Source organism: Aliiroseovarius sp., assembly GCF_965228805.1.
Taxonomy (GTDB): Bacteria; Pseudomonadota; Alphaproteobacteria; order Rhodobacterales; family Rhodobacteraceae; genus JASBTN01.
Window position 1 is genome coordinate 429,040 of the sequence record NZ_CBDDIE010000003.1, and the last position, 22,951, is coordinate 451,990.

Here is a 22,951-nt window from a genome sequence, read left to right on the forward strand (position 1 = left end):
TGTCCGGTCCTTTTCAGGGGAATTCTTGGCGTTTTCGAAGGGGCGGCGCGGTTTTCCATACGCCTTGTCCCGGCGGCTCGAAGGTCAGAGCGCCGGGCTTATAATTCGAATAATGATGGCCTGTGCATGCATCATATCGGCCTTATAGGCCGGGGCGCAGGCGCCGTCCAGTGCGCGGATTTGCCCCTGCCGACCCGGATTGCCCGACCGTTTCACTCGGGCTATAGGCAGACCATGAGCTACAAGATCGAACGCTTCCCCGTAACGCAGGAAGAAATCACCCGCGTGATGGACCGATTCTATGCCCGCATTCGCCGTCACGCGGTGCTGGGCCCGGTCTTTGCCGCCCATGTTGGCGAGACGGATGCGGATTGGGACAGGCATATCGCGAAAATCGACGGGTTCTGGGCGCGGGCCCTTCTGGGCACTGAAGGGTATGACGGCAACCCAATGGCGGCGCATGTGGGCAACCCGCTGATCAAGCTCGATCATTTCCCGATCTGGCTTGACCTGTTCGAAGGAACCCTGGCCGCCGAACTGCCGCCCGAGGTCGCCGTTGCCTGGGGTGCCATGGCGCATCGCATCGCGCGCGGATTCCGCATGGCGATGGGCGACCGCGACGCAGGCATGCCGGTGCTGCGCTGAACGCGCGTTTTCGGGAAAATTCCGCCCCTTTCAAAGAATGCGTGGTGCTGGCGGCGGCTGGCGGTTGGGCTTTCTGTGGAATCTGGAGCTGAAGGCCCAACAGGTCGAACCATGTCCTGTTCCCGAAGATTTGGCAAGTGTCGATGGGCGGCCGGTGGGTGGCGTTTGCTGCCTGCGGCGGGGCCTCACCTAAGTGCCCGGAATACAACGCGGGCATCTGGACTTGCTCGAGGGCCACGTGCGTGGCGGATCAGCTGGGCGTCACCCGTCTGTCTGGCGCGGGGGCTGCGTGGCGAAAGGCTGCGGAGCGACCTGGCGTAACGGCGGATGCATCTGGCGGTGTGGCTGCGGGGCGAGGTTGCGACGTGGCGGAAAGCTGCGTGGCTGCCTGGCGGCGTTGCTTGTGCGAAATGCGATTGGCGACGGATGCTGGCTGGCTGGGTATCCCCGTGCTGGCGTTGGCTGGCTGGGGGCATTCCTTGCTTGCTGGCGGCTGGCCCTCTGGCCTTGTCCGTTGAGTTGAACTTAGGGCTGCCCATCGAGTTGCGCAAGAGCGAAATTGGAAAATTTTGTTGTTTTTCAAATAGTTGACATATTTTGTCGGAAAATGAAGTCCCCGGATGCCTTGCACCTCTGAGCCAGGCAACGCAATCTGCCCATGTTGAAGGACAAGGTTTGATTTCATGAAGATAGCCATTGCAGGCGCGGGCATCGGCGGATTGGCCGCCGCCTGTTATCTGGCCCGGGATGGCCATGACGTAACACTGTTCGACCAGTTTGATGCGCCCCGCCCGGTGGGCTCGGGTCTTGTCATCCAACCGGTCGGCCTGGATGTGCTGGAGGAGATCGGCGCGGGCGCGGCGGCTCTGGCGGCAGGTGCACGAATCACGCGGATGCAGGGACACGAGGCCAAGTCGGGCCGACCGGTGCTCTTTGTCTCTTATGACCGGGGCGGAGACGGCGCGTTCGGCCTGTCGATCCACCGCGCAGCCCTGTTCGATGCGCTGTTGCAAGCGGCGCGCGCCGCCGGGATCGAGATCGTGACAGGCGCCCGCGTCACCGGGGCCTCGGGCGGGTGGATCACCTTGGCCTCCGGCGCACGCGAAGGGCCGTTCGACCTGGTGGTGGATGCGAGCGGGGCAAACTCCGCCCTTTCGCCGCTCAAATCCCGCGCCCTGCCCTTCGGCGCGATCTGGGGTACGATAGACTGGCCCGATCAGGCAACGATCCCAACCGACGAACTGCGCCAGAAATACCGCCGCGCGCGGCACATGATCGGCGCCATGCCGGTGGGGCGCATGCCGGGCTGTGACCGGCCCAAGGGCGCGATCTTCTGGTCGATGCCGCACGACGCCCACGCAGATTGGCGGGCGGCGGGCCTGGAGGTCTGGAAAGCCGAAGCCACCACGCTCTGGCCGGAATTCGCGCCGTTTCTCGAGGGGATCACCGACCCAGACCAGATGACCATGGCGCGCTACAGCCACGGCACGCTCCGCAGGCCCTATGGCGACCGGATCGCGTTCATCGGGGACGCCGCCCACCGCGCCAGCCCGCAGCTGGGGCAAGGGGCAAACATGGCGCTCCTGGATGCCCGAGCGCTGGCGGTGGCGCTGCGCCTGGCCCCGGTTGAAACCGCCTTCCGCTCTACGCCAAGGCACGGCGCTGGCATGTGCGGTTTTATCAATGGACCAGCGCCAGTTTCACGCCGCAGTACCAGTCCCACAGCCGTGTCCTGCCGGTCCTACGCGATCACCTGTTCTATCCTCTGTCACGCATCCCGCCGGTGCCGCGCTTCCTGACCGGCCTCGTGCGCGGTGACATGACCCGTCCGATGCGGTTCAAAACGGCAAAGGAATATCCGGCCGCGCCAGCATAAGCCACACGATCCCCATGACCGCCGCGAAGGCAGGAAAGCCGAAGGCGAACCAGACCCGCCAGAGCCGGTGATAGCGGGCGGAAAGATCGGCGCCCTCGGCCTCGGCGGCGCGGGCCAGATCGCGCAGGCGGATCTGGATCCAGACCACCGGCAACCAGAATATCCCGGTGACGACATAAAGAGCCAGCGACAGGACGATCCAGCCTTCGGTGAGGCTCCACCCCAGCCCCCAAGCCAGCAGCATGCCGGTGATCGGCTGTACAACCACGGCGGTGGCAGTAAACAGCGTATCGGCCAACACCACTGTACCCGCCACATGGGCAATGAGCGCCGGTTTCCCGGTGCGGTGGGCGATCAGCATGAAGAAGGCAATCCCCGCCCCCGTGCCCAGCAGCACACAGGCACCGATCACATGCAACCATCTGAGGATCAAAAGATATTCCATCAGCGGCTCTCTACCATGGGCAGGGTGATCAGGGCCAGCAGCGCGGCGGGAATGACCTTGACCAAGGGTCCCAGCGGATCGAGCCAGAGCGCGGGTGTGAATACACTTGCAGAGACCAGGTAGATCCCGCAAACCGCCACCATGCCCCAAAGCGCGCGCTTCACCCAGGGGCGGTAGAGCACGGTCAGGCCCAGCGCCACATCCACCGCCGCCCAGAACAGGACAGAGGTTTTTGCGAGCCATACCGGCCACTCGGCCAATGTTTCGGCCGCCTGGGACAGGCGCGCGGCGCCGATCAGGCCCGAGGAGATCCAGAACAGCGACAACCCGGCGATTACCAGCGGCATGAGCAGACCGATGCGGGCCGAGAGCCGGTCTTCGGCGCGAGCCGAGGCCTGCGCCAAGGTCTGTTGCAGGGGTGTGGCAGAGCACCCGAGAAGGGCATGGGTCTGGAGGGCATCCCCCTCGACCCCGGCGGCCGTGATGCTAAGCGCGGTGGAGCGCAACGGGGAGCGCCAGCCAAGCCGCCCAAGCCCGTCGGCCAGCCAGCCCACGGGCCGGGTCATCCAGCCCGGCAGACGCAGGGTCATCCGGGCGGGCGCAAAGCCCAGCCAGGTGCGATAGGCGGCAATGATCTCTTCAAGCGTATGCACCTCATCCTCGACCAGATCGGCCTCGGTGCCCGGAGCGATCTCTCCCGCCAAGGTGCGGCGAATGACGGCGCAGATATCCGACATGCCCACGGTCTGCATGCGCGAGCGCGCAAAGGTGATCGGCTGAATGACAGGTACGGCGGCCAGCAGGCGCATCAGCGCCGTTCCGCCATAGCCAGTGCGCGCCAGCACAAGGCCGGGGCGGTAGATCCACCAAGCCCCGCCCGCTGCGCGCACCGCCGCATCCCCGCGCGCCTTGGAGCCCATGAACTCCGTCGGGGCAGAGGCCTCGGCCCCGACGGCAGAGATCTGGATCAACCCGACCTCTGCCTCGGCGCAGGCCTTGGCGAGTGCGGAGATCGCGGCGTCATGCACCACCGAAAGGTTGTCACGCCCATTCTCTTGCAGCGCGCCCGCGCAGTTGATGACGTGGCTATGCCCGGCAACCAGCGGCGCCCAGTCGGTCGCCGCAGGCAAGTCGCGCAGGTCGTGAAAGACCCAATCCGCATCAGGCAACACCCGGCGCGCCGTAGCCTGTGAACGCCCCAGCGCCGTCACCGCAATCCCATGGGCCGTCAGGTCGCGGGCGACCTCGGCCCCGATCATGCCATAGGCACCAATGACCAGAACCCGCGTCACTTGCCGAACAGCCCCGCCAGAGCCCGGCTGACCAGGGCCGAGACCGAGGGCCGCGCCTTGCGGTTGAAGGGCAGCGGGCGGCAGACCTCCATCGCGGCGACGCCCACCCGGGCGGTCAGCGCGCCATTCACCACACCCTCGCCAAAGCGGCGCGAGAGTTTCGACAGCACGCCACCGCCCGCGAGCGAGCCGATCAGGTCATCCCCCGCCGCCACCGCGCCGGTGGCCACCAGGTGGGTCATCACAGCACGGGTCAGGCGCCAGCTGCCGAGCGTGCCGGAGCGCCCGCCATAGATCTCCGCCACCCGGCGGATCATGCGGATATTGGCCGTGAGCGCGGTGACCACATCGGCCAAAGCGAGCGGCACCAGGGCCGTCACCGTGGCAACCTGGCGCGCCGCGGCCTCGACCTCGGCCTGGGCCAGTGCGTCCAGCGGGGCGAGGATCTCGACCTCGGCGAGTGCCAAAAGGTCTTCGGCCTCGAACTGTTCCTCGGCACGGTCTGCGAAGCGCTCAAGCCCCCATTTCACATCATCACGCCCACCATAAAGCCGTTTCAACCCGGCCGTCACCGCGCGCGCTTCGGGGAGGGACTTGTGCGCAAGGGCCTCCTCGGCCTTGCGATGCACCCCGTCGACGCGACGCAGGCGCACGAAGCCGATCCATTCGCGGAAGGCCAGGCCCAGCAGCGTCAGTACAAAAGCCACCGTCAGCGCGAGGGCGGCGGCGCCCAGCGCGGGGGAACGGGCAATCAACCCGGTCACGAAATCATAGGCCGCCACGCTGGCGACAAAGCCCACCAGCGCCACGCCGAGCGACAGGAACCACCTGAGCAGCCGGTTGGGCGGGCGCGCGGCCAGGGTCGCGACGGTCTGCATCGCCTGGCCCGTGGGCACTGGCGCTTCGGGTTCCGGCACCGGCGGCGCGGAGGCCGGGGTGTCCTCAGCCGGGGCATCCAGCTCGATCAGCACCGGGCCATTTGCATCTGATTTCTCGCCGCTCATGGGCGCCTCCATTCATAACGGATGTCGGGCAAGTGCTCATCATTACCGGAGCCATCCGTGCGCCCAATCTCGACGAACCCTTCGCGCCGGTAGAACCGCCGTGCAGGCTGGTTGGCCTCGAACGTATAAAGCTGCAGAAGCGGCGTGGCGGCTTTCGCCTGATCCAGCAGTGCCTTGCCAACACCCCGCCCACGTGCGGACCCAGCGACATAAAGTGCGTGCACCTCGGCCCCATCACGTGACAGGAACCCGACCGCCTCGCCATCCTCGCGCACCACATGGGTCCAGCCCCTGTCGACCAGCATCCGGCCAAAGCCCCGGTCCTCCTCATGGGTATGAACCCGTGGCATCCAGGGGGTGGCGTCGATCCAGTCCGACAGGATCGCGGCGATGAAGGGCGCATCCTCGGGGCTGGCGGGAACAGGGGTAAGCGTGAGGGTCACAGCCGGTCTCCGATCAGGAACTCGGCCACCTTGTCGAGCCGAATGTGCGGCGGGCCCTCGCCCGGTTTCAGGCTGATCTGAGCGGGCGCGAACCGCATGATGCGGTAATCGGCATCGAGCCACTTTTCCGCCCCTTCCCGTGCGGGCGCCAGCAGCCGGGCGGGATCCTCGGGCAGGTCGCCGGGGTAGAAGGCAGCGGATTTGCCGGTGTCCAGCAGGGTGCCGCGCACGCAGTCCAGGGTGCGGCCCTTGTGGTCCAGCGTTTCCTCGGTGGTGGTGCGCAGGGCGGCGATGGACATGGCCGCCGTCTTGGCACCCGCGAAATCCGCCCGGTCGCGCGCCTCGCGCAGCAAAGCCTCGGTAATGGCCGTCAGGCGGGGGTGCTGGCTGTGGTGCAGGTGATCCGCCTTGGTCGCGGCAAACAGGATCCGGTCGATGCGCTTGCCCAACAGAAGCTGGCTCAGAAAGGCGTTTCGCCCGGGGCGGAAGGCCGACAGGATCTCGGCCATGGCGCGGCGCAGATCGTCCAGCGCGGCGGGACCAGCGTTGATCGCGCCCAGCACGTCGACCAGAACCACCTGCCGGTCGATACGCGAGAAATGGTCGCGAAAGAAGGGTTTCACCACGCGGGACTTGTAAGCTTCAAAGCGTCGCTCCATCTCGCGCCAGAGGCTGCGCCGGGGCGGTTTCGCAGGTTTGGGCAGCGGCGCAAAGGTCAGGGCCGGGCTGCCGGCCATATCCCCGGGCAAAAGGAAACGGCCCGGCGTGCAGTCGTAGTACCCCGCCTCGCGCGCGGCGGTCAGATAGGCGGTAAAGGCCTCGGCCACCGGCTTGGCGGCAAGCTCGTCAAACGGCGCCTCGCCATCGGCGTGATCGGCGGCGGAGAGAAAATCGGCGGCCTGCGGGCGGTCGGCAATGCGCGTGAGCACCTGGGCGGACCAATCGGCATAGCTCAGATCCAGCAGGCCCAGGTCCAACAGCCATTCACCGGGATAATCGACGATGTCCAGGTGCACCGTGCGCGGCCCGCGCATCCCGCCCAGAAGCCCCGTCGGCTGCACCCGGAAGGACAGGCGCAGTTCGCTCACCGCGCGGGTGCCCTCAGGCCAGCGGGGGGTGGGGCCGGTCAGGGCGGCCAAGTGATCTTCGTATTCAAAGCGCGCCACGGTATCGTTGGGCTGCGGTTGCAGAAAGGCGGTGTGGATACGCCCATCGGCGGCGGCAACCAGCTGCACCATGCGGCCGCGGTTCATCAGGTTGGCGACCAGCGAGGTGATGAACACCGTCTTGCCCGCCCGCGACAGGCCGGTCACACCGAGCCGGATCACCGGCTCGAACAATGCCTCATGCGTGGCATCGCCGACCGCCTCGATCTGACGTGCAATTCCGTCGGCAAGATCACCCAGCCCCAATCGCCTGCTCCTTCAATTCTTACCCGGAACATAGGCATTCCGGCGGCGCGGTTCCAGTTCTGCCCGCTTCTGCGCATGCATGCACAACACTCGTTCGCCTCTGCGGAGTTCCGCGTGGATGCACAGATGTCTATATGTCTGCACAAAGGAGATCCAAATGACCCAGACACCCACCATCGGTCACGTGCACCTGAAAGTTTCCAACCTCGACCGGTCCATCGCCTTCTACCGCGATGTGCTGGGCTTCGAGGTGACCCAACAGTTGGGTGATCAGGCCGCCTTTCTGTCGACCGGCGGCTACCACCACCAGATCGGGCTGAACACCTGGATGAGTCGCGGCCAGCCCCCGGCGCCGAAACGCAGCCCGGGCCTGTTCCATGTCGCCTTCCTCTACCCCTCCCGGGCCGCGCTCGCGCAGGCGGTGAAACGGGTGGTCGAGGCGGGCGTGCTGCTGCACGGCGCCTCAGATCACGGCGTCAGCGAGGCGGTCTATTTCGCCGATCCCGACGGCAACGGGATCGAGCTCTACCGGGACCGCATCCGCGCCGACTGGCCGCGCGATGCGGACGGCAACCTGGCCATGGGCACCGCACCCCTGGATGTCGAGGCGCTGTTGGCCGAGGCCGTCTGATCCCAGCAGTCGAACCCTGTCACAAAACCGCAACCTCCCTGCCCTAGCCTCTCCCTGCGCGCGAATCCCCGGGGTCGGCCAACCTTCGCCCCTTTCCCTGCGCGCACCCCGCGCGTCGTCTATCCCCGCCTGTCCGCGCGGATGGCGCCCCCGGTCTATCCCCCGGGGGCGCCCGCTTTTTCCACGCTCTCGCTGTGGCAACACGTGGTCTGGACAGTACGCGCCGCGCTGATAGTCTGCGCGCCGAGGAGGACGCATCATGGCATTCGGCAGCAAAATTCGCACCTGGTTCAATGGCAGCTGGCACGAGGGCGACATCCCCGTGATGAACGCCGCCGATCACGGCGCCTGGCTGGGTACGACCGTGTTCGACGGGGCACGCTGGTTCGAAGGCCTGGCCCCCGATCTGGATGCCCATTGCGCTCGGGTGAACCGCTCCGCCGCCGCCTTGATGCTGACCCCGACTGTCATCACCGAGGACATGGTCCAGATCGTGCGCGAGGGGCTGAAGGGGTTCGGCACCGACGAGGCGGTCTATATCCGGCCGATGTACTGGGGCATCAACGCCGACATGACGGCCAGCGCCATTGCCCCCGACCCGGAAACCACCGGTTTCGCCATCAGCCTCGAAGCCATCGCCATGGCTGACGCAAATGCCACCACGACCCTTGCCACCACCCGCTTCCGCCGCCCGGTGCTGGAAAGCGCGGTGGTCAATGCCAAGGCCGGTTGTCTCTACCCGAACAACGCCCGCATGCTGGTCGAGGCGCGCTCCAAGGGATACCGCAACGCCCTGGTTGCCGACGCATTGGGCAATGTCGCCGAAAGCGCCACCGCCAATGTCTTCATCGTGCGCGATGGCGAGGTCTTTACCCCGATTGCCAATGGCACCTTCCTGGCGGGAATTACCCGCGCGCGGCATATCGCGAACCTGGCCGCAAACGGGGTCAAGGTGCATGAATGCGTGCTGAGCTTTGACGACGTGCGCGCGGCCGACGAGGTCTTCCTGTCTGGCAACATGTCCAAGGTTACGCCAGTGACCGAGTTCGAAGGCACCATGTATCAGCACGGGCCAATGACGCGGCAGGTGCGCGAGATGTATTGGGATTGGGCCCTAAGCTCGGGCTAAGAGGCGCGGAGTAATCCCTCCGCACCTGAGCCAGGTCCGTGGTCAGCCCGCGGACTTCAGATCGTTGATCAGCTTGTTCAAATCGCCTCGGCGCCGGTCCAGCATGGCTCCGATTTCGCTGCGCTCGGATTTCACCAGGCTGATGCCCTCGATCTTCATGTCGATGAAGCGACCATTCTTGTCCGAGACCACAAAGACCACCTCGAACGGCGCATGGCCGGTGATCGTGGTCATGGTCTGCACCTCATAGAAGCTCTTGACCGGGCGGGCGCCTCGCACCTCGATCCGACCGCCGATGAACTCGCGGAAACGTTTGCCGTATTTGCGCCCGACATAGCCCTGGAACGCCTTGGTGAAGGCGCGTTTTTGTGAGGCCGAAGCGGCACGCCCATCCGGGCCCAAAACCAGCAGGGCAATGCGACTCACATCGGCATAATCGACGAACACCTTTTCGAAATCGCGGATCATCGCCGCCTCGGACTTGCCGCTGGCGATGATCTTGTTGATATCCGCCACGACCTTGTCAATCAGCGCCTCGGCCTGACCGGCGGAGATGGCCAGCGCCCGGCCCGGCAGAGCCACCAGCGCTGCGGCTCCGGCCAGCCCGGCCAGGGCTGCGCGGCGCGTCATCGAAAACTTATTCATAGGCTTCCTCATACAGGTCATACAGGTCATCCTCGGCCACCTCGACCCCCAGCTCATAGCGTCGCGCGTCCAGATAGAACAGCCGCGCACTGGTATAGGGATCTTCGCCCTCATGCAGCACCGCATCCACGGTCCCGCCAAACTCATATCGATCGCCCAGACGTGACACCACATTGGCCACGGGCAGCACATTGCTTTCCGGGCTGGGGACCACATAGCTAAGCGGGTTCAGTACGAAATCAACCGCAATTCCCGCCGCGTCACGCTCTGTTGATGGGCCGAATACCGGCAGCACGACATAACGCCCTTCCGCAAAGCCCCAGCGATGCAGGGTCTCGCCAAAATCGGTGTCACGCTCCTCCAGCCCGATATCGGTGGCCACATCGAAGATACCCAGCAACCCAACGGTCGAGTTGAAACCGAATCGGATCGCATTATGCACGGCGTCTTCCAGTTCCCCCTGCAGCAGCTTGTTCACCACCGTGCCCGGAAGACTGGCATTGTCGGAAAAGTTGCTGACCCCGCGACGCACCCCAGGAGGCAGCCCTTCGCCATAGGCGGTGGAGGCCGGTGACAGCACCGCGCGATCCAGATTCTGGTTAAAGGCAAAGGTCCGCCGATTGCCCGCCTCATTGGGGTCAAACACACCCTCGGGGGCCGGGGCCTGCGCACATGCGCTCAAAGCCAGCGCCAAACCCAGCACGGCAAATCGCCCAGCAATCCTTTTCACAACAAACATCCTTTCCACCCAGGTCCGGTTTCACATAATAGATGTAGGCAGGTTGCCCAGCCTTTAACCGGTTGGCAGGACCGATATGTGACTATTTGGGAACAATCGCGCGCGATATCCTGCCGACGGGCATGATACTGGCGTCGCGAGGGAACGGAAAGGCATTCTGGCAACATGAGAGCGGTTGAGCGCGAAAAGGGGCTGGAAGAGCTGCGCGAGGCCCGGCGCGAGGCGCGCGGGCTGTTCTGGGCCGTAGGTCTGTTTTCGGTCTTCGTGAACCTCTTGATGCTGACCGGGCCGCTGTTCATGCTGCAGGTCTATGACCGTGTTCTGGGTTCGCGTAGCGAGGCGACGCTGATCGCGCTCGTGGTGCTGATGGGCTTCCTCTTTGCCATGATGGGCATCCTGGATTTCGCCCGCGCCCGGGTGCTCGCCCGGGTCGGCGCCGCGTTTCAGAACCGGCTCGACAAGCGGGTCTTCTCCGCCGTGTTGCGTAAGTCCGCCGCCGCGCCGGACCCCGACCGCGTGGTGAACAACCTGCGTGACCTGGAAGCGGTGCAGCGCATGATCTCGTCACCGGTGCTGACCGCACTCTACGATCTGCCCTGGACCCCGTTCTTCCTGGCCGCCCTGACCCTGTTCCACCCCTGGCTGGGCCTGATGGCGCTGGCCGGTGGCGGGGTGCTGGTGCTGGTCGCGCTGTTGAACCAGGCCACGACAAAATCCGCTTCGGAACAGGCCAATATCGCGGCATTGAGGGCCGAACACATGGCCGCGCAGGTCCGGGACGAGGCCGAGATGGTGCGCGCCCTGGGCATGGCCGATGCGGCCTTCGATCGCTGGTCCATCGCGCGCGGCCAGGCCCTGACCCAGAACCTGCGCGCCACCGACGGCACCGGCGGGTTCTCGGTTCTATCAAAAACCCTACGCATGTTCCTGCAATCGCTGATGCTGGGCCTCGGCGCCTATCTGGTCTTGCAGGGCGAAATGACCGCGGGCGCGATGATCGCAGGGTCGATCCTGCTGGGCCGCGCACTTGCACCGGTCGATGTGCTGATCGGCCAATGGGGCGTCGTCCAGCGCGCACGCATGGGGTGGCGCAACCTGGGCGAACTTCTGGCAGAGCTGCCCGAAGAAGCGCCGCGCACCCAGCTGCCCCGCCCCAAGGCGCATCTGAAGGCGGAAAGCGTCACCGTCGTGCCCCCGGGCAAGAGTCAGCATTCCCTGCGCATGGTCAGTTTCGAGCTGAAACCGGGTCTGGCCATGGGGGTGATCGGTGCCTCCGGGGCCGGCAAATCTTCGCTGGCGCGCGCGATCACCGGCGTCTGGCGGCCTGCCGGGGGCAAGATTCGCCTCGATGGCGCGGCGCTGGACCAGTTCGACCCGGCCGTGCTGGGTCAGCACATCGGCTACCTGCCGCAGCGGGTGCAGCTCTTTGACGGCACGATTGCCGAAAACATCGCCGGGCTTGCCCTCAACCCTTGTGACGAAGCAGTGGTGCGTGCGGCGCAAAAGGCGGCCGCACATGAGATGATCCTGCAACTGCCCGATGGCTATGACACCCGGGTCAGCGCGGGCGGTGGCATGTTGTCGGGCGGGCAGATGCAGCGCATCGGCCTGGCCCGTGCGCTCTTCGGCGTGCCGGTGCTGCTGGTGCTGGATGAGCCCAACTCGAACCTCGACAATGACGGCACCGTCGCGCTGAACGCGGCGATCCGCGCGCACAAACAGGCAGGCGGGGCGGTGATGATCATGGCCCACCGCCCCGACGGCATTCGCGAATGCGAGCTGCTTCTGGTGCTGGATGGCGGCCAGGTGCGCGCCTTCGGCCCGCGTGACGAGGTGCTGGCCAAGACCGTGCAGAATGCGCGCGAGATCCAGGGCGCACGCAAACCCGGGGGGGTGAGCTGATGGACCGCAAACGCTTCTCGGCCCGCGCGCCCCTGATGTTGGGCCTCATCGCGCTGGCCGTTCTGGTCGGCGGGTTCGGCACATGGTCGGTCACGGCCAATATCTCAGGCGCGGTGGTGGCCCAGGGCCTGGTCGAGGTCGACCAGAACCGCCAGGTCGTACAGCACCCGGATGGCGGTGTGGTGGCGTCGATCGAAGTGGACGAGGGCGACGTGGTAACCCCCGGCGACATTCTTGTCCGCCTTGACCCCACCCGGTTGATGAGCGAACGCAATATCGCGCGCAGCCAACTGGACGAGCTGATGGCCCGCCGCGCAAGGCTTGAGGCCGAACGCGATGGCGCCGACGCGGTGACCTTCCCCGTCGACCTGATGGACCGTGCCGCGCAGGAACCCGACCTGGCCGCGCAGCTTGCAGGTCAGGAGCGCCTGTTTGCCTCCCGCGCCGAGTCACTGGCCACCGAAGCGGGCCAACTTGCCCGCCGTGCCGCCCAAATCCGTAGCCAGATTGACGGGATCGACGCCCAGCACGCCGCGCTGGAGCGTCAACTTGAACTCTTGCTGGAAGAACTGAAAAACCAGCAAACCCTGCTGGACAAGGGGCTGACCCAGGCCGCCCGCGTGTTGGAGCTGCAACGCACCGAAGCGGGGTTGCAGGGCCGCCGCGGCGAGTTGATCGCCCAGCGCGCCGAAAACGAGGGCCGGATCACCGAGATCGAGATCGAGGCGCTGAAACTCGCCACCACCCGCCGGGAAGAGGCGATCACCGCCCTGCGCGACATCCAGACCAATGCGCTGGAATTGGCCGAACAGCTGCGCGCGCTGGACGAACAGCTGGCCCGCCTGGACATCCGCGCGCCTGTGGGCGGTGTCGTGCTGGGCCTCGCCGTCTTTGCTGAACGCGCCGTGTTGCAGCCCGCCGAACAGGTGTTGTTCATCGTGCCACAGGACCGCCCGTTGGTGATCACCGCACGGGTGGAACCGATCCATGTCGACCAGGTCTTCGTCGGTCAGGAAGTCATCCTGACCTTCCCCGCCTTCGACAGCCGCACCACCCCGCAACTCTTTGGGCGGGTCATGACCCTGTCGGCGGATGCCTTTACCGACGAGGGTAGCGGCGCCAGCTTCTACCGCGCCGAGGTGCACTTGGCCGAGGGCGAAGCCGCCCGCCTGCCCGAGGGCACGGTGCTGATCCCCGGCATGCCGGTCGATACGTTCCTGCGCACGAACGACCGCTCGCCCCTGGCCTATCTGGTCAAGCCCCTGATGGATTATTTCAACAAGGCCTTCCGCGAAAACTGAGGCTTCCCAACCGGCGTTTCCCCCGCTAGCGTCCGCGCGAGTGAACAGGAAAGGACCCTGATATGAGCGCTTACGAATCGCGCCTGGCCGAGCTGGGCGTCACCCTGCCCGACGCCCCGGCCCCCGCCGCCAATTACGTGCCCTATGTGCAGGTCGGCGACCTGGTACATGTCTCGGGCCAGATCAGCATGGCAGATGGCGAATTCATCACCGGCAAGCTGGGCGAGAACATGGATGCCGAAGCGGGCGCCGAAGCGGCCCGCGCCTGCGCGATCAGCCTTCTGGCCCAGGTCAAGGCGGCCTGCGGCGGCGACCTGGACCGCCTGGTGCGCGTCGTGAAACTGGTGGGTTTCGTGAACTCCACCGCCGATTTCGGCGACCAGCCCAAGGTGATCAACGGCGCCTCGGATTTCATGGTCGAAGCCCTGGGCGACGCCGGGCGCCACGCGCGCTCGGCCGTGTCGGCCGCCTCCCTGCCCTTCGGTGTGGCGGTTGAGATCGAAGGGATTTTCCAGATCAAATGACGCTTCCCGCGATTTTCCTGGACCGCCCCATCGCACACCGTGCCCTGCATGATGTCGCGGCGGGGCGGCCTGAAAACTCCCGCGCCGCGATCAAAGCGGCCATCGCGGGTGGCTACGGGATCGAGATCGACCTGCAGCTATCCGCCGACGGGCAGGCAATGGTGTTTCATGACTATGGGCTGCACCGCCTGACCTCTGCCGAGGGGCCCGTGCGCCAGCGCACGGCCGCCGACCTCGCCACGATCCCACTCACTGGCGGGAATGAGACGATCCCCGGCTTCGCCGAAATTCTCGATCTGGTCGCAGGCCGCGTGCCCCTGCTGATCGAGATCAAGGATCAGGACGGCGCGATGGGCCCGGACGTAGGCCCGCTGGAACAGGCCGCCGCTGCGCTGCTGGCGGACTACACCGGCCCCGCCGCCGTCATGTCCTTCAACCCGCATTCGGTCGCCGCCTTTGCCGCGCAGGGCACCGGCCTACCGGTCGGGCTGACGACCAGCGGCTATGATGAAACCGACTGGAAACTCCTGCCCGCGGAAACCTGCCGCACCCTGCGCACCATTCCCGATGTGGCGCGCACCGGTGCCTGTTTCATCAGCCACGACCACCGCGACCTGGGCAATCCCCGCGTGGCGGAGCTGAAAGCGCAAGGCCTGCCTGTGCTCTGCTGGACCATCCGCACCCCCGAGGAAGAGGCCCAGGCCCGCAAAGTGGCCGACAACGTGACCTTCGAAGGCTACGCGGCTTGACCGCGTGGCCCTGGCCCCTAGCTTCAAAACATGAGCGACAGGATCGAGATACGGCTGCACGACAGTCTTGAGGCGATTGCGCCCGAGGACTGGGACGCCTGCGCCTGCCCCGAGGTGCACCCCGGGGGCAGCATCCGGCCCGTCGATCCCTTTACCACCCACCGGTTCCTGCACGCGCTCGAAGTCTCGGGCAGTGTCGGCAAGGGCACCGGGTGGGAGCCGCATTACCTGACCGTGCACCAGGACGGGCAGATGATCGCCTGCGCGCCGCTCTATGCCAAAGGGCACAGCCAGGGCGAATATGTCTTCGACCACTCCTGGGCCCATGCGCTGGAGGACGCGGGCGGGCGGTACTATCCGAAACTGCAAATCGCCGTGCCCTTTACCCCCGCCACCGGGCGCCGTTTCCTGACCCGCCCGGGGTTCGAGGCAAAAGGGCTGGCCGCGCTCATTCAGGGTGCGGTGCAGGTCGGCGCGGACAATGGGCTGTCGTCACTGCACGTCACCTTCTGCACCGAGGACGAGGCGATTGCCGGGGACAAGATCGGCCTCATCCACCGGTTGGGGCAGCAATATCACTGGGAAGACAACGGCTACGCGGATTTCGACGGGTTCCTGGCGACCCTCAGTTCCCGCAAACGCAAGAACATCCGCAAGGAACGCGCCACCGCGCAGGGGTTCGGCGGGCAGATCATCGCGCTGACCGGTGACGCCCTGGACGACGCCCATTGGGACGCCTTCTGGCACTTCTACCAGGACACCGGCGCGCGCAAATGGGGCAGCCCATACCTGACCCGCGAATTCTTTGACCAGGTCCACCGCACTATGGCCGACGACATCCTGCTGGTCATGGCCGAGCGCGACGGCGTGCCCATCGCAGGCGCCCTGAATTTCATCGGCCGCGACACGCTTTACGGACGCTACTGGGGTGCGCGCGAACACCACCCCTGCCTGCATTTTGAACTGTGTTATTACCAGGCCATCGACCACGCCTTGGCGATGGGACTGACCCGGGTCGAAGCGGGCGCCCAAGGCGACCACAAGCTCGCGCGCGGCTACATGCCCGTGCCCACCCATTCGCTGCACTGGATCGCCGACCCCGGCTTTCGCGACGCGGTGTCCGATTTCGTCACCCGCGAGGCGCAGGCCATCGGCGAGGATATCGAGATCCTCACCGAAATGGGTCCGTTCAAACGCTCAGATCAGAGCTGATCCAGCAGCGCCTCGGCAGCCGTCAGGTTGCACACGCCGCGCTCCGCCTCAAGGTTCAACTGCGTGACCACCCCATCTTCGACCAGCATCGAATAGCGCACGGACCGGGCAATCAGCCCCACCGGCGGCGCATCGAACCGCATCCCGATCGCCTCGGTAAAGGCGCATTCCGCGTCGGCCAGCATGGTGATCCCATCCGCCCCCGAAGCCTCAGCCCAGGCGCGCATCACATGCGGGTCGTTGACCGAGACACAGATCACCTCATCCACCCCCTTGGCCTTCAAAGCGTCGAGGTTGCGGATGAAGCTGGGCAGATGGGCGCTGTCACAGGTCGGGGTAAAGGCACCCGGCACGGCGAAGATCGCCACCTTGCGCCCGGCCAGCTTTGCCGTCAGGCCGACCTCGTGAATGCCGTCCGCGTCCTTTTCGGTAAATGTCGCCTCGGGCAGGCGCTGCCCGGTTTCGATGGTCATGAGTGTCTCTCCTGCTCGCATTCCTCGCATCAAGATTGCCCGAGCGCACCGTGCCTGCAAACCGCTTTCTTCCCACCCCGATCACATCTTCGTTTTTGCCTAAGCGCACCCGGGATTTTTCCTGTTTCGTTTCGCCCGCGAAACAGTCTAGGCTCGCGCGGAAACAGGAAGGAACGCTCTTCATGACCCATATCGTCGTCATCGGCGCCGGCCAGGCCGGGGCCTCCTTGGTGGCCAAGCTGCGCAACTCTGGTTTTGACGGTCAGGTGACCCTGATCGGCGAGGAAAAGGCCCCGCCCTATCAGCGCCCGCCGCTGTCCAAGGCCTACCTGCTGGGTGAGATGGAGCTAGAGCGCCTGTTCCTGCGACCCGAGAGCTTTTATGACGAGAACGACATCACCCTGCGCCTGAACACGCGCGTGGATGCGATCGATCCGGCGGCCAAGACCGTCACGATCGGGGATGAGGTCGTGGGCTACGACATGCTGGCACTCACCACCGGTTCGACCCCACGCCGCCTGCCCGCCGCCATCGGCGGCGCGCTGGAAGGCGTGCATGTGGTGCGCGGCCTGGATGACGTGGACGCGATGGAGCCGGAGTTTGCCGAGGGCCGCCGCGTCCTGATCGTCGGCGGCGGCTATATCGGGCTGGAGGCCGCCGCGGTGGCCGCCAAGAAGGGGCTGGACGTGACCCTGGTCGAGATGGCCGACCGCATCCTGCAACGGGTGGCCGCGCCCGAAACCTCGAACTATTTCCGTGACTTGCACGGATCACACGGGGTCAAGATCCTGGAAGGTGTCGGCCTGGATCGCCTGACCGGCGACACCCGCGTAACCGGCGCCAAGCTGACTGATGGCACCGAGCTGGAGGTCGATTTCGTCGTCGTCGGCGTGGGCATCGCCCCCGGCACGGCGCTGGCCGAAGCGGCCGGGCTTGAGCTGGACAACGGCATCAAGACGGACGCGCAGGGCCGCAGCTCGGATGCGTCAATCTATGCGGCGGGCGACTGCGCCTCCTTCCCCTATCGCGGCAGCCGCATCCGCCTGGAAAGCGTGCCCAACGCCATCGACCAGGCCGAAATCGTTGCGCGCAACATGATGGGCGAGGGCGTGGATTACGTCGCCAAACCCTGGTTCTGGTCCGACCAATATGACGTGAAACTTCAGATCGCCGGGCTGAACGCGGGCTATGACACCGTGGTCACGCGGCCGGGCGACAAGGAGGGCGCGGTCAGCTTCTGGTATTACAAGGGCGATGAACTGCTGGCGGTTGACGCGGCCAACGACCCGCGCGCCTACATGATCGGCAAACGCCTGATCGAGGGCGGCAAGAGCCCTGACAAAGCTTCCATCGCGGACACCTCCATCGAACTGAAATCGCTCATGTAAATGCGCATCATTGCCGGTCAGTATCGCGGGCTTGCGCTGGCATCCGTCGGCAAGGGCGACGCGGGCGCGCATCTGCGCCCAACCACGGATCGCGCGCGCGAAAGCCTGTTTTCGATCCTGTCCGGCGGGCGGTTCGGTAACCCTGTCACCGACGCGCGCGTACTGGACCTGTTTGCCGGGACCGGCGCGCTGGGGCTGGAGGCGCTGTCACGCGGCGCGGCCTCCGTCACCTTCGTCGATGACGGGCGCAAGGCACTCAGCCTCATTCGCGAGAACATCGCCAAGTGCCGCGCGCAGGATGCCACCCAGATCGTGCGTCGTGATGCCACGCGGCTGGGGGTGGGCGAACCGCATGACCTCATTTTCCTCGACCCGCCCTATGGCAAGGGGCTGGGGGAAAAAGCGCTGGCCGCCGCCATCGCGGGCGGCTGGGTTGCGCCCAGGGCCTTCATCGTCTGGGAAGACAGCGCAGCAATCACGCCGCCCGAGGGCGTGACCTTGCTGGACGCCCGCAAATTCGGAGATACGAAAATTTCCTTCCTGGAAGCAGGGGCCTAACGCACCCCAGCGGTACTCACCCCCAAGTCGGGTGATATTTGCCAGCCGGTGACAGGGTAAAGATCTCGACCCCATCTGCCGTCACGCCGACCGAATGCTCGAACTGCGCCGACAGCGACTTGTCGCGGGTCACGGCGGTCCAGTCGTCGGACAGGACCTTGGTCTCGGGACGGCCTAGGTTCACCATCGGCTCGATGGTGAAGAACATGCCTTCCTCCAGCACCGGACCGGAGCCGGGGCGGCCATAATGCAGCACGTTGGGCGGCGCATGGAACACGCGGCCCAGCCCGTGCCCGCAGAAATCGCGCACCACGGACATGCGATGTCCTTCGACATATTTCTGGATCGCATGACCGATGTCACCAAAGGTGTTGCCGGGTTTGACCGCCTCGATCCCCTTGATCAGCGCGTCATGGGTGACCTGGATCAGTCGCTCGGCCTTGCGGCTGAGCTTGCCCGCCACGAACATGCGCGAGGTGTCGCCATACCAGCCATCCACGATTACGGTCACGTCGATGTTCAGGATATCGCCATCCTTGACCTTCTTTTCGCCCGGGATGCCGTGGCAGACCACGTGGTTCAGCGAAATGCAGCTGGCGTGTTTGTAGCCCTTGTAGCCGATGGTCGCCGACACGGCGCCCGCCTCGTCCACCATCGCTTCGATCGCTGCGTCCAGCTCGCCGGTGGTCACGCCGGGAACAACCATGGGCGCGACGCGGTCCAGGATGTCGGCGGCCAGGGCACCGGCCTTGTGCATGCCGGCGTAATCGCCGGGCTCATAGATGCGAATGCCATCGCGCGTGGTGCGCCCGCGGGTGTCGTCCAAGGGTCCAATCCTTCTTGCCTTTGGCCCTAGATAGGCCATGCGGCGCGAAGAAACCAGAGCCTGCCCGAACGCGGCCTTAACCGTGTCACAATCTCTCGCCATGGTTGAGGTGTAACGAATGAGGACAGGCCATGTTTTTCCGCAAGAAAAAGAAACCGGAACCGCAGCCCACGCCGGGGGGCAGCCCCGGCGTCGAGGCGATGAAACGCACGATTGCCGAACAAGAACGCGAAAACCCGCTCTTGCGCGCTCATATCACGCAGATGGATATCGTGGCGACCCTGTCCGAATGGCTGAAGGACGAACGCGGTCTGCTCATTGAAACCATGCTGGGTGCGCTCGGGTCGCTGGCGGGTTTTGCCGCCGTGGTCGAGGTCGCGACCGCGGTCAAATCCGGCAAGCAGAAAGCTGAGATACCCGACGTGATGATCCTGACCACCGGGCGGGGCGAGAAACTGTGGTTCGGCAACCGGATCAACCACTATGTGGCCGAGGACGCCTATTCCCTCTGGTCGCTGGTTGTCGGCCGGGCGCAGGACATGGGCGGCGAGTTGCCGGACCTGGCTGAGATCTTCCAGCACACCGCCAGCGTCGGCGGCACCGACGCCTTCGCCGTGCCGCGCCTGCCGCCCGAACACATGCCGGGCAATTCGCCAGTGGATTTCGCCAGGGTCCTTTATCCGCAGGTCTTTCCGATCCTGAGCCGTTATGATCTGCCGCCACAGCAACACACTCTGGCCCTGGCCATGGCGGCCTGTGACATCATGTGTCAGGCCAAGGGCCACCTGGACGCCGGGCTGATGGCAAAGATCGTGATGGAATGCGCAATCCCGGCCTCGAAACTGGATCCGGATCAGCTGTTTGCAACGACCCAGGCGGCTTGAGCCTTATGCCACCGGCAGCCGCTGCCCCAGCCAGACACCTTCCGGGGTGATCCGCGTGTCATAGGCGATCACCTCGACCCCGGCGGCGCGCGCCGCATCAAAGGCCTGCGCATAGGTCGGGTCAATGTCGCGGGCGATATCCACGTGGGTGCAATCGGTACGTTGCACCAGGAAGAAGACCACGGCACGGTGGCCCTGGCGGGCCATCTCGGCCAGCTCGCCCATGTGCTTGGCACCCCGCGCGGTCACGCTGTCCGGGAACTCTGCCAGACCCGGTGTGCGGCAGAGCGTGACCGACTTGACCTCGACATAACACTCCGGCCCGTCGCCGGTCAGCAGAAAGTCGATACGCGAGTTCTCACCGTATTTGATTTCGGCCCGAACGGAAGGCGCCACCAGCTCCGGCACCTCGCCTGCCTCCAGCGCCATGCGCAGCGCGCGGTTGGGCACAGACGTGTCCACGCCGGTGAAATGACCGTCCGCGTGTTCGACCAGCCGCCAGCCGTATTTCAGCTTCTTCTTGGGGTCGTCATTGGGCTCCAGCCAGATGCGTATTCCCTCGTCCTTCAGCCCCATCATGGAGCCCGGATTGGCGCAATGGGCGGTCACCTCACGCCCGTCCTCCAACCGACAATCGGCCAGGAAACGCTTGTAGCGACGGATCAGCACGGCGGGGACAAGGGGGGTGGGAAATCGCATGTCTGAGGCATATACCGGGATTAAGGAAAGAAACAGCCCTCGCGGGCCTGGCCGGAATTTTCGAAAATTCCGGACCGTTTTCTTCGCAGAAAACGGACATCCACGCGGGGCACACAGAGGGTCGAGACATGGGTGACACGCAGAACCCTACCGCCGCCATGCTGGTCATCGGGGACGAGATCCTGTCGGGCCGGACCCGGGACGCCAACATGCATTACCTGGCGGGCGAATTGACCGCCGCAGGCATCGACCTGAAAGAGGTGCGCGTGGTCTCGGACGACGCGCCCGCCATCGTGGCAGCCGTGCGCGCCCTGTCGACCGCCTATACCCATGTCTTTACCTCCGGTGGCATCGGCCCGACCCATGACGACATCACCGCCGATTGCGTGGCCGAGGCCTTTGGTGACCACATCGACGTGCGCGCGGATGCGGCGAAGCTGCTGGGCGACCACTATGCCGCCTCGGGCCGCGAGTTCAACGAAGCCCGCCAGCGCATGGCGCGCATCCCGGACACGGCCACGCTGATCGACAACCCGGTCTCCATCGCGCCAGGTTTTACCATCCGCAACGTGCATGTCATGGCGGGTGTTCCTTCCGTGTTCCAGGCGATGGTGGCCAGCGTTCTGCCGGGGCTGACCGGTGGCGCACCTCTTCTGTCGCAAAGCCTGCGCGTGCAGCGCGGCGAGGGCGACATTGCCGGCCCCCTGCGCGAACTGGCCCAGGAGTTCGACGACCTGTCGATCGGCTCCTACCCGTTCCAACTCAACGGCGCTTACGGCGCGGACATCATCATTCGTGGCGTGAACGCCGCCCGTGTGGATGCCGCCATGACCGCGCTCTCTCAGCTCTTCCCGGAGGACACATGATCACCCCCCTGCCCTCGGTCGAAACCCTGATGGAGGTCTGCGAGGCCACCTGGCCGCCGGCCAAACGCGAGCTGAAAGGCGCCTGGACCGTGCGTGACGGCGCGGGGGGCGGCAAGCGCGCCTCGGCCACGACCGAGAACTTCCCGACCACCGAAGCGGACGTGAAACAGGCCGAAGAGGCGATGGCCGACCTGGGTCAGCCCCTGTTGTTCCAGATCCGCCCGGGCGACGAGCCGCTGGACAAGATGCTGGAGGCCCATGGCTATGACATTATCGACCCAGTCAACATCTGGGCCGTGGCGGTGGACCAGATCACCCGCGAAACCGCCCCGCCCGTGTCAGGCTTTGCGGTCTGGCCGCCCCTGAACATCATGACCGAGCTGTGGGAACAGGGCGGTATCCACGTCCAGCGCCGCGCGGTGATGGATCGGGCCTGTGAACCGAAAACCGGCCTGCTGGGCCGCACCGATGACACCCCCGCAGGCGCCGGGTTCGTCGCCATCCACGACGATATCGCGATGATCCACGCCCTGCACGTGGACCCGAAACTGCGCCGCATGGGCACCGGGCGCCACATGATCCTGACCGCCGCCCATTGGGCCCAGGCCCAGGGCGCCAAGGTGCTCAGCCTGATCGTGACGCAGGGGAATTTGGCCGCAAACCCCCTCTACGCTTCCCTTGGCATGCAATTGGTGGGTCACTACCACTATCGCATCAAGGGAGGACTGGAATGAGCGAGCGCGTCACGAAACTGGACCTGGAGATGGTCGACCCTCTGCCCGAGGACATCGCCAAGTATTTTGCCATCTGCGAGGAAAAGCTGGGGCTCGTGCCCAATGTACTGAAGGCCTATGCCTTCGACATGGAAAAGCTGCGCCCCTTCATGGCGATGTATAACGAGCTGATGCTGGGCGACAGCGGCCTGAGCAAACTGGAACGCGAGATGATCGCGGTTGTGGTCAGTTCGATCAACAATTGCTGGTACTGCCAGGTCGCCCATGGCGCCGCCGTGCGCGAGTTGTCGGGAAACCCGGCCCTGGGCGAGGCGATGGTGATGAACTGGCGCGCAGCCCCCCTGGACGCCCGCCAGACCGCCATGCTGGCCTTCTCCGAGAAGGTCGCGAAAGCCTCAAGCGAGACCAGCGCAGCCGACCGCCAGGCCCTGCGCGACGAAGGGTTCAGCGACCGAGACATCTGGGACATCGCCGCCACGGTCGGCTTCTTTTCGATGTCCAACCGCATGGCGTCAGCCGTAGGGATGGAGCCCAACCCCGATTACCACGCACAGGCTCGGTAATAGGAGGCCCG

Annotated in this window: 25 protein-coding genes; 15 read left to right on the top strand and 10 right to left on the bottom strand. The window is 65.5% G+C overall.

From position 1 onward, the window contains the following. Positions 1-234: 234 nt before the first annotated feature. Positions 235-645, top strand: coding sequence for a group III truncated hemoglobin (locus ACO07D_RS03200; RefSeq protein ID WP_421701505.1), 411 nt, complete (start codon positions 235-237; stop codon positions 643-645). 683 nt (positions 646-1,328) lie between these two features. Beyond that, on the top strand, positions 1,329-2,444 hold the full coding sequence (locus ACO07D_RS03205) for an FAD-dependent oxidoreductase (protein WP_421701506.1): 1,116 nt from the start codon (positions 1,329-1,331) through the stop codon (positions 2,442-2,444). Between the two features lie 39 nt (positions 2,445-2,483). Here ACO07D_RS03205 and ACO07D_RS03210 read toward each other — a convergent pair whose 3' ends face one another. From ACO07D_RS03210 to ACO07D_RS03230, 5 genes are read right to left on the bottom strand one after another with little or no spacing between them, the layout of a single operon-like run. Then, on the bottom strand, positions 2,484-2,966 hold the full coding sequence (locus tag ACO07D_RS03210) for a DUF2269 family protein (protein WP_421701507.1): 483 nt from the start codon (positions 2,964-2,966) through the stop codon (positions 2,484-2,486). Next, entirely contained in the window at positions 2,966-4,258 is a 1,293-nt protein-coding gene (locus tag ACO07D_RS03215; RefSeq protein ID WP_421701508.1) for an SDR family oxidoreductase, read from the bottom strand. The genes ACO07D_RS03210 and ACO07D_RS03215 overlap by 1 nt, the downstream gene beginning before the upstream one ends. After that, positions 4,255-5,262 (bottom strand): YcjF family protein, encoded by a 1,008-nt coding sequence (locus ACO07D_RS03220; protein WP_421701510.1) that lies wholly within the window; start codon positions 5,260-5,262, stop codon positions 4,255-4,257. Before ACO07D_RS03220 ends, ACO07D_RS03215 begins: the two co-directional genes overlap by 4 nt. After that, complete coding sequence (locus ACO07D_RS03225) at positions 5,259-5,705, bottom strand: GNAT family N-acetyltransferase (RefSeq protein WP_421701511.1); 447 nt, start codon at positions 5,703-5,705, stop codon at positions 5,259-5,261. The genes ACO07D_RS03220 and ACO07D_RS03225 overlap by 4 nt, the downstream gene beginning before the upstream one ends. Further along, positions 5,702-7,117: a YcjX family protein gene (locus ACO07D_RS03230; protein ID WP_421701512.1), complete on the bottom strand. Its 1,416-nt coding sequence runs from the start codon at positions 7,115-7,117 to the stop codon at positions 5,702-5,704. Before ACO07D_RS03230 ends, ACO07D_RS03225 begins: the two co-directional genes overlap by 4 nt. Before the next feature lie 157 nt (positions 7,118-7,274). Between ACO07D_RS03230 and ACO07D_RS03235 the strand changes: the two genes are divergently transcribed. Continuing rightward, positions 7,275-7,748: a VOC family protein gene (locus tag ACO07D_RS03235; protein ID WP_421701513.1), complete on the top strand. Its 474-nt coding sequence runs from the start codon at positions 7,275-7,277 to the stop codon at positions 7,746-7,748. Positions 7,749-8,007: 259 nt separating this feature from the next. Beyond that, positions 8,008-8,877, top strand: a complete 870-nt coding sequence (locus ACO07D_RS03240) for a branched-chain amino acid aminotransferase (protein ID WP_421701514.1) — start codon at positions 8,008-8,010, stop codon at positions 8,875-8,877. A gap of 42 nt (positions 8,878-8,919) precedes the next feature. On the opposite strand, the gene ACO07D_RS03245 is transcribed toward ACO07D_RS03240, so the two are convergent. Then, on the bottom strand, positions 8,920-9,507 hold the full coding sequence (locus ACO07D_RS03245; protein ID WP_421701515.1) for an MlaC/ttg2D family ABC transporter substrate-binding protein: 588 nt from the start codon (positions 9,505-9,507) through the stop codon (positions 8,920-8,922). A gap of 7 nt (positions 9,508-9,514) precedes the next feature. Continuing rightward, complete coding sequence (locus tag ACO07D_RS03250) at positions 9,515-10,252, bottom strand: MlaA family lipoprotein (RefSeq protein ID WP_421701516.1); 738 nt, start codon at positions 10,250-10,252, stop codon at positions 9,515-9,517. Between the two features lie 174 nt (positions 10,253-10,426). Between ACO07D_RS03250 and ACO07D_RS03255 the strand changes: the two genes are divergently transcribed. The 5 genes from ACO07D_RS03255 to ACO07D_RS03275 all read left to right on the top strand — a co-directional run bounded on the left by ACO07D_RS03255 (position 10,427) and on the right by ACO07D_RS03275 (position 15,949). Further along, a complete protein-coding gene (locus ACO07D_RS03255; RefSeq protein ID WP_421701517.1) occupies positions 10,427-12,163 on the top strand; it encodes a type I secretion system permease/ATPase in 1,737 nt (578 codons plus the stop codon). Beyond that, positions 12,163-13,464 carry an HlyD family type I secretion periplasmic adaptor subunit gene (locus ACO07D_RS03260; RefSeq protein WP_421701518.1) on the top strand — a complete coding sequence of 434 codons (1,302 nt, stop codon included), beginning with the start codon at positions 12,163-12,165 and terminating at the stop codon, positions 13,462-13,464. Before ACO07D_RS03255 ends, ACO07D_RS03260 begins: the two co-directional genes overlap by 1 nt. A gap of 62 nt (positions 13,465-13,526) precedes the next feature. Beyond that, a complete protein-coding gene (locus tag ACO07D_RS03265; RefSeq protein WP_421701519.1) occupies positions 13,527-13,988 on the top strand; it encodes a RidA family protein in 462 nt (153 codons plus the stop codon). Beyond that, the gene (locus tag ACO07D_RS03270) at positions 13,985-14,737 is read left to right on the top strand and encodes a glycerophosphodiester phosphodiesterase family protein (RefSeq protein ID WP_421701520.1); all 753 of its coding nucleotides are present in this window, start codon (positions 13,985-13,987) and stop codon (positions 14,735-14,737) included. Before ACO07D_RS03265 ends, ACO07D_RS03270 begins: the two co-directional genes overlap by 4 nt. A gap of 30 nt (positions 14,738-14,767) precedes the next feature. Continuing rightward, on the top strand, positions 14,768-15,949 hold the full coding sequence (locus ACO07D_RS03275) for a GNAT family N-acetyltransferase (RefSeq protein WP_421701521.1): 1,182 nt from the start codon (positions 14,768-14,770) through the stop codon (positions 15,947-15,949). On the opposite strand, the gene ACO07D_RS03280 is transcribed toward ACO07D_RS03275, so the two are convergent. Next, positions 15,940-16,422 (bottom strand): peroxiredoxin, encoded by a 483-nt coding sequence (locus ACO07D_RS03280; RefSeq protein WP_421701522.1) that lies wholly within the window; start codon positions 16,420-16,422, stop codon positions 15,940-15,942. The genes ACO07D_RS03275 and ACO07D_RS03280 overlap by 10 nt on opposite strands. Positions 16,423-16,604: 182 nt before the next feature. On the opposite strand from ACO07D_RS03280, the gene ACO07D_RS03285 reads away from it, so the two are divergent. Then, positions 16,605-17,810: an NAD(P)/FAD-dependent oxidoreductase gene (locus ACO07D_RS03285; protein ID WP_421701523.1), complete on the top strand. Its 1,206-nt coding sequence runs from the start codon at positions 16,605-16,607 to the stop codon at positions 17,808-17,810. After that, positions 17,811-18,368 carry a 16S rRNA (guanine(966)-N(2))-methyltransferase RsmD gene (gene rsmD / locus ACO07D_RS03290; protein ID WP_421701524.1) on the top strand — a complete coding sequence of 186 codons (558 nt, stop codon included), beginning with the start codon at positions 17,811-17,813 and terminating at the stop codon, positions 18,366-18,368. A gap of 16 nt (positions 18,369-18,384) precedes the next feature. Here rsmD and map read toward each other — a convergent pair whose 3' ends face one another. Beyond that, positions 18,385-19,233 (bottom strand): type I methionyl aminopeptidase, encoded by an 849-nt coding sequence (map, locus tag ACO07D_RS03295; protein WP_421704979.1) that lies wholly within the window; start codon positions 19,231-19,233, stop codon positions 18,385-18,387. Between the two features lie 92 nt (positions 19,234-19,325). Between map and ACO07D_RS03300 the strand changes: the two genes are divergently transcribed. Further along, positions 19,326-20,078 (top strand): hypothetical protein, encoded by a 753-nt coding sequence (locus ACO07D_RS03300; RefSeq protein WP_421701525.1) that lies wholly within the window; start codon positions 19,326-19,328, stop codon positions 20,076-20,078. Positions 20,079-20,081: 3 nt separating this feature from the next. Here ACO07D_RS03300 and sfsA read toward each other — a convergent pair whose 3' ends face one another. Continuing rightward, positions 20,082-20,777 (bottom strand): DNA/RNA nuclease SfsA, encoded by a 696-nt coding sequence (gene sfsA, locus ACO07D_RS03305; RefSeq protein WP_421701526.1) that lies wholly within the window; start codon positions 20,775-20,777, stop codon positions 20,082-20,084. Positions 20,778-20,905: 128 nt separating this feature from the next. Here sfsA and ACO07D_RS03310 point away from each other — a divergent pair, with 128 nt between their 5' ends. Genes ACO07D_RS03310 through ACO07D_RS03320 form a run of 3 tightly spaced genes read left to right on the top strand, consistent with a single transcriptional unit; the run spans position 20,906 to position 22,940 of the window. Continuing rightward, positions 20,906-21,643 carry a competence/damage-inducible protein A gene (locus tag ACO07D_RS03310; RefSeq protein ID WP_421701527.1) on the top strand — a complete coding sequence of 246 codons (738 nt, stop codon included), beginning with the start codon at positions 20,906-20,908 and terminating at the stop codon, positions 21,641-21,643. Beyond that, complete coding sequence (locus ACO07D_RS03315) at positions 21,640-22,377, top strand: GNAT family N-acetyltransferase (RefSeq protein WP_421701528.1); 738 nt, start codon at positions 21,640-21,642, stop codon at positions 22,375-22,377. Before ACO07D_RS03310 ends, ACO07D_RS03315 begins: the two co-directional genes overlap by 4 nt. After that, entirely contained in the window at positions 22,374-22,940 is a 567-nt protein-coding gene (locus tag ACO07D_RS03320; protein ID WP_421701529.1) for a peroxidase-related enzyme, read from the top strand. The genes ACO07D_RS03315 and ACO07D_RS03320 overlap by 4 nt, the downstream gene beginning before the upstream one ends. Positions 22,941-22,951: the final 11 nt, after the last annotated feature.

Bases quoted from the DNA above. Each gene is read 5' to 3' on its own strand.
- ACO07D_RS03235 (WP_421701513.1), top strand. From the start codon at position 7,275: ATGACCCAGACACCCACCATCGGTCACGTGCACCTGAAAGTTTCCAAC.
- ACO07D_RS03315 (WP_421701528.1), top strand. From the start codon at position 21,640: ATGATCACCCCCCTGCCCTCGGTCGAAACCCTGATGGAGGTCTGCGAG.
- ACO07D_RS03245 (WP_421701515.1), bottom strand. From the start codon at position 9,507: ATGACGCGCCGCGCAGCCCTGGCCGGGCTGGCCGGAGCCGCAGCGCTG.
- ACO07D_RS03220 (WP_421701510.1), bottom strand. From the start codon at position 5,262: ATGAGCGGCGAGAAATCAGATGCAAATGGCCCGGTGCTGATCGAGCTG.
- ACO07D_RS03200 (WP_421701505.1), top strand. From the start codon at position 235: ATGAGCTACAAGATCGAACGCTTCCCCGTAACGCAGGAAGAAATCACC.
- ACO07D_RS03240 (WP_421701514.1), top strand. From the start codon at position 8,008: ATGGCATTCGGCAGCAAAATTCGCACCTGGTTCAATGGCAGCTGGCAC.
- ACO07D_RS03320 (WP_421701529.1), top strand. From the start codon at position 22,374: ATGAGCGAGCGCGTCACGAAACTGGACCTGGAGATGGTCGACCCTCTG.
- ACO07D_RS03270 (WP_421701520.1), top strand. From the start codon at position 13,985: ATGACGCTTCCCGCGATTTTCCTGGACCGCCCCATCGCACACCGTGCC.
- ACO07D_RS03275 (WP_421701521.1), top strand. From the start codon at position 14,768: ATGAGCGACAGGATCGAGATACGGCTGCACGACAGTCTTGAGGCGATT.
- ACO07D_RS03310 (WP_421701527.1), top strand. From the start codon at position 20,906: ATGGGTGACACGCAGAACCCTACCGCCGCCATGCTGGTCATCGGGGAC.
- ACO07D_RS03285 (WP_421701523.1), top strand. From the start codon at position 16,605: ATGACCCATATCGTCGTCATCGGCGCCGGCCAGGCCGGGGCCTCCTTG.
- ACO07D_RS03280 (WP_421701522.1), bottom strand. From the start codon at position 16,422: ATGACCATCGAAACCGGGCAGCGCCTGCCCGAGGCGACATTTACCGAA.
- map (WP_421704979.1), bottom strand. From the start codon at position 19,233: ATGGCCTATCTAGGGCCAAAGGCAAGAAGGATTGGACCCTTGGACGAC.
- ACO07D_RS03265 (WP_421701519.1), top strand. From the start codon at position 13,527: ATGAGCGCTTACGAATCGCGCCTGGCCGAGCTGGGCGTCACCCTGCCC.
- ACO07D_RS03260 (WP_421701518.1), top strand. From the start codon at position 12,163: ATGGACCGCAAACGCTTCTCGGCCCGCGCGCCCCTGATGTTGGGCCTC.
- ACO07D_RS03300 (WP_421701525.1), top strand. From the start codon at position 19,326: ATGTTTTTCCGCAAGAAAAAGAAACCGGAACCGCAGCCCACGCCGGGG.
- ACO07D_RS03255 (WP_421701517.1), top strand. From the start codon at position 10,427: ATGAGAGCGGTTGAGCGCGAAAAGGGGCTGGAAGAGCTGCGCGAGGCC.
- ACO07D_RS03205 (WP_421701506.1), top strand. From the start codon at position 1,329: ATGAAGATAGCCATTGCAGGCGCGGGCATCGGCGGATTGGCCGCCGCC.
- rsmD (WP_421701524.1), top strand. From the start codon at position 17,811: ATGCGCATCATTGCCGGTCAGTATCGCGGGCTTGCGCTGGCATCCGTC.
- sfsA (WP_421701526.1), bottom strand. From the start codon at position 20,777: ATGCGATTTCCCACCCCCCTTGTCCCCGCCGTGCTGATCCGTCGCTAC.
- ACO07D_RS03210 (WP_421701507.1), bottom strand. From the start codon at position 2,966: ATGGAATATCTTTTGATCCTCAGATGGTTGCATGTGATCGGTGCCTGT.